The organism is Polaribacter sp. (genome assembly GCF_965656025.1).
In the GTDB taxonomy this organism is placed as follows: domain Bacteria; phylum Bacteroidota; class Bacteroidia; order Flavobacteriales; family Flavobacteriaceae; genus Polaribacter.
In genome coordinates, this window is the sequence record NZ_CBFHJT010000046.1 from 10,429 (window position 1) to 14,308 (window position 3,880).

Consider the following 3,880-nt stretch of genomic DNA (forward strand, 5'->3'; position numbering starts at 1 on the left):
ATCATTGTCATCACCATTTCCATTATGCTCGTCAGTATCATTTGTACCATCATTATCATCATCCTCATCATCACCATCATCAGTACCGTCATTATCAGAATCTGTGTCTGTGTAATCTGGATTCCCATCATTATCAGAATCATCGTTTGTATGGTCACCATCACCATCATTATCTTCATCTTGGTCTAATTGCCCATCGTTATCAGAATCTGTATCTTGGTAATTAGGTAAACCATCATTGTCTGCATCATCGTTTGTAGAATCTCCATCTTTATTTGCGTCTTCATCAATATCGTTTGCACCATCTCCATCATCATCAGTATCTTGATAATCTGGTGTACCGTCACTATCTGTATCTTTACTGTTTATCGTTGCAATAAAATCGTTTTCAGAATTTATAGTTTCTTTAGTGCCGTCCTTATCAATATCAAAAGGAAAACTTATACCATCTACATAGTTTGCAGTAGTAATGTTTTTTGCAATACTTGCTAATTCTTCTATAGAATTGATTTGAACTTTGGTACCGTTATTGTAAGAAATAGATACTGGGTAAGAAAACTTGAAACCTAAATCGAAAGTCATACTGCTTTCTGGGTTGGTTGCATTGTAAAAAGAACCGTCTGCTTTTAAGTGACTTTTTACAACTTCTACCACTATTTTTGCTGACGCACTTTTTTCTGTGGTTTCATTCGTTTCATTTGGGTCTGTAGTTTCATTATCAAGATTTGAAGTACAAGAGAATGTTAATAAAGAAACTAACATTAATAAGGTAATTGATTTTAAAGTTTTCATTTTATTTAATTTTAAAGTTATTTTTAATTTTAAAAGCCCTTTTTTACGACTCTTCAAATACTATACAATCTCAAAATAAAAACCCCTACCTTTTTTTATTTATTTTTTTAACTACATTTGAAAGCTCCTTTAAAACTCCTTTTAAAATTAATGATCTTATATGATAAAAGATTTAAAAAATGTTTGTAGTCCTAAAATTTTCGAAAACATTTTTAATAGTTATGCTAAAGATGTAAAACGTTTTATCTTATTTAAAACTAAAGATATTGACCTAACTGAAGATATTGTTCAGGATACTTTTGTGAAACTTTGGGATGAATGCAAAAATGTAAAATTTGATACTGTGAAAAACTATTTGTTTACAATTGCAAATAATTTGTTTCTTAACATTGTTAAACACAATAAAGTAATAGATAAGCACCAGAAAAGTTTTGTACATGAGCACAGTAATGAATCTCCAGAGTTTGTTTTTTTAGAAAATGAATTTTATGACAAACTACAAAATGCAATTGCTAGTTTAACAGAAAAACAAAGAGAAGTGTTTTTATTAAGTAGAATAGAAAAAAAGAAATATAAAGAAATAGCTACACAATTAAATATTAGCGTAAAAGCTGTAGAAAAAAGAATGCATACTGCTGTAAAGGCATTAAAAGAAAAAATAGATATCATTTAAGGTAGGGTTTTTATACTTTCAGTTGTATTATTAATATCAAGCAAAAAAATGGAACAAAAAAATACATTTAACAATACTTATTTGGCTGATTGGATTGCTGGTAAACTTACCAACAACCAATTAAAAAAGTTAGTTTCTGAAGAGGATTATAACTCTTATATAAAATTAAAATCTGGTATAGAGGTTTTCGATTATATAGAAGCACCAACAGAAAACACATTTTCTAAAATACTGGATAAAATAAATAGTAAAAAAGAGAATGTTGTTAAAAAACATTCTAAAGTTAGGTCTTTATATTTTAAAAGTGCTATTGCAGTAGCAGCATCTCTTGTGCTATTTTTTAGCATATCTAACTATTTAACAAATAGTGATGTACTTTTTACTGCCGATTTTGGAGAACACAAAACAATTGCTCTTTTAGACAATTCTGAAGTAATTTTAAACGCAAAATCTGAATTGACCTATAATAAAGAAGATTGGAAAAACAAAAGAGAAGTACACCTTAAAGGAGAAGCCTTTTTTAAAGTACAAAAAGGTAGCACTTTTACTGTTGTTACAGATAATGGAACTGTTACTGTTTTAGGCACCCAATTTAATGTGAATAATCATAATAATTTTTTTGAAGTAATTTGTTATGAGGGTAAAGTAAAAGTAGTAAACAATACTAAAGATTATATTTTAACACCTAATACATCTATTAGAAATATAAATGGAATTGTTACTGAAGAAACTTTAAATTTATCTGCAATACAACCAACTTGGATTGATGGAGAAAGTGATTTTAGAAGTGTACCTTTGGCAGAAGTAATAAGGTCTTTAGAAAATCAATTTAACATAAAAATTAATAGCAATTCTATAGATGATACTCTACTGTTTACAGGTTCTTTTGATAATAAAAATATTGATATAGCATTATCTTCTGTATTTAACACCATAAATATGCAGTATAGAATAAAAAACAAAACAATTTTTTTATCTAAAAAATAATGAGAAAAATAGTTGCTTTTCTATTTTGTATTAGTTTTAATTTTTTAAGCGCACAAGAGAAAATTGAAAAACCTATTTTTTTTAATAATATTAAAGTGTCTGAAGCTTTTATAATTATAGAAAAAGAGTTTAATGTAAAAATATCTTATACAGATGATATTATAGTTGGAAAAACTATTTTCTTAAAAAAAGGCAATAGAAGTTTAGATGCTGTTTTAGATGAAATCTCTGAACTATTAGATCTAGATCTTAAAAAAATAAACAATCGTTTTATTTCAGTAGCAAAAAGAAAACAAATCTTTGCAAATAATACAACAAAAATTCTTGATGAAGTAGTTATTAAAAGCTATATATCTAATGGTATTAACAAAAACAAAGATGGATCTTTTAAAATAAAACCAAAACAGTTAGAAATTTTACCTGGTTTGATTGAAGCTGACGTTTTGGAAAGTTTACAAGAATTACCAGGAGTTATTAGCCCAAATGAAACAGCAACAGGCTTAAATGTTAGAGGAGGTACACCAGATCAAAATCAAATAATTTGGGATGGAATTACAATGTATCACAGTGGCCATTTTTTTGGAATGATTTCTCCTTTTAATCCAAATATATCAGAAAATGTTACTTTTTTAAATAAAGGAGTTACAGCAAAATATGGCGAGAGTATTTCTAGTGTTATAGATATTTCTACAACAAATTCTGTTGCAAAAAAAATGAATATTGGGGTTGGTTTAAACGGATTAAGTGTAGATGCTTTTATAGAAGCACCTATTATAAAAGATAAATTGAGTATTTTGGTTTCTCATAGAAATTCTTACCATAAAATTTATGAAACTGGCATATTTGAAAAAATTGAAGACAAAGTTTTTCAATCTACAGATATACACAATGCTAAAAATTCTGATGACATATTTTATTTTAAAGATAATACCATTAAGGTAAATTATGAACTGAATAATAAGAATAAGTTTTCTTTAAGTACAATTCATATAGACAATGATTTAGAACATTATTTTGAAAATATAAACAATAAAAACAATTTGTATGAAGATATTTTAGATACAGAAAATGACGGATTTAATATTAATTGGAGAAAAAAATGGAGTGAAAATACCTTACAAAAAACAGAATATAGCGTTTCAAATTTTAATTTGTTTTATAATTTCATTACGTTAAAGAATGATGAACAAATCTCTGATTTTGAAAAATTAAATACAATTAAAAGCACCACCTTTTCAACCGAAATAAATACAATTAGTGCCACTGGAAACTCAACTTTATTTGGGTTTCAATCTAACTTTAAAGATGTAGGTTATTCTTATATAAATACCACGGATGTAAAATATATTTTAGATAGTAACAGAGATATGCTTAATACGTATTCTTTATACACAAACTATATTAACAGAAATTTTTCTTTTTTTGAAT

Annotated in this window: 3 protein-coding genes and 1 pseudogene; 3 read left to right on the forward strand and 1 reads right to left on the reverse strand. The window is 26.7% G+C overall.

Features of this window, described 5'->3' with window-relative positions; genetic code table 11:
* Nucleotides 1-792, reverse strand: a pseudogene (locus ACTG3S_RS09625) (hypothetical protein); the annotation flags it as partial.
* Nucleotides 793-952: 160 nt separating this feature from the next.
* On the opposite strand from ACTG3S_RS09625, the gene ACTG3S_RS09630 reads away from it, so the two are divergent.
* The 3 genes from ACTG3S_RS09630 to ACTG3S_RS09640 form a co-directional block, all read left to right on the forward strand.
* Nucleotides 953-1,465: an RNA polymerase sigma factor gene (locus ACTG3S_RS09630; RefSeq protein ID WP_439129150.1), complete on the forward strand. Its 513-nt coding sequence runs from the start codon at nucleotides 953-955 to the stop codon at nucleotides 1,463-1,465.
* A 48-nt stretch (nucleotides 1,466-1,513) separates the two neighbouring features.
* Complete coding sequence (locus ACTG3S_RS09635; protein ID WP_439129151.1) at nucleotides 1,514-2,452, forward strand: FecR family protein; 939 nt, start codon at nucleotides 1,514-1,516, stop codon at nucleotides 2,450-2,452.
* Nucleotides 2,452-3,880: TonB-dependent receptor plug domain-containing protein (locus tag ACTG3S_RS09640; protein ID WP_439129152.1), on the forward strand; the 1,429-nt coding region annotated here is incomplete at its 3' end. The genes ACTG3S_RS09635 and ACTG3S_RS09640, both read left to right, overlap by 1 nt.

Coding starts and splice junctions, on each gene's coding strand:
- ACTG3S_RS09630 (WP_439129150.1), top strand. CDS start 953: ATGATAAAAGATTTAAAAAATGTTTGTAGTCCTAAAATTTTCGAAAAC.
- ACTG3S_RS09635 (WP_439129151.1), top strand. CDS start 1,514: ATGGAACAAAAAAATACATTTAACAATACTTATTTGGCTGATTGGATT.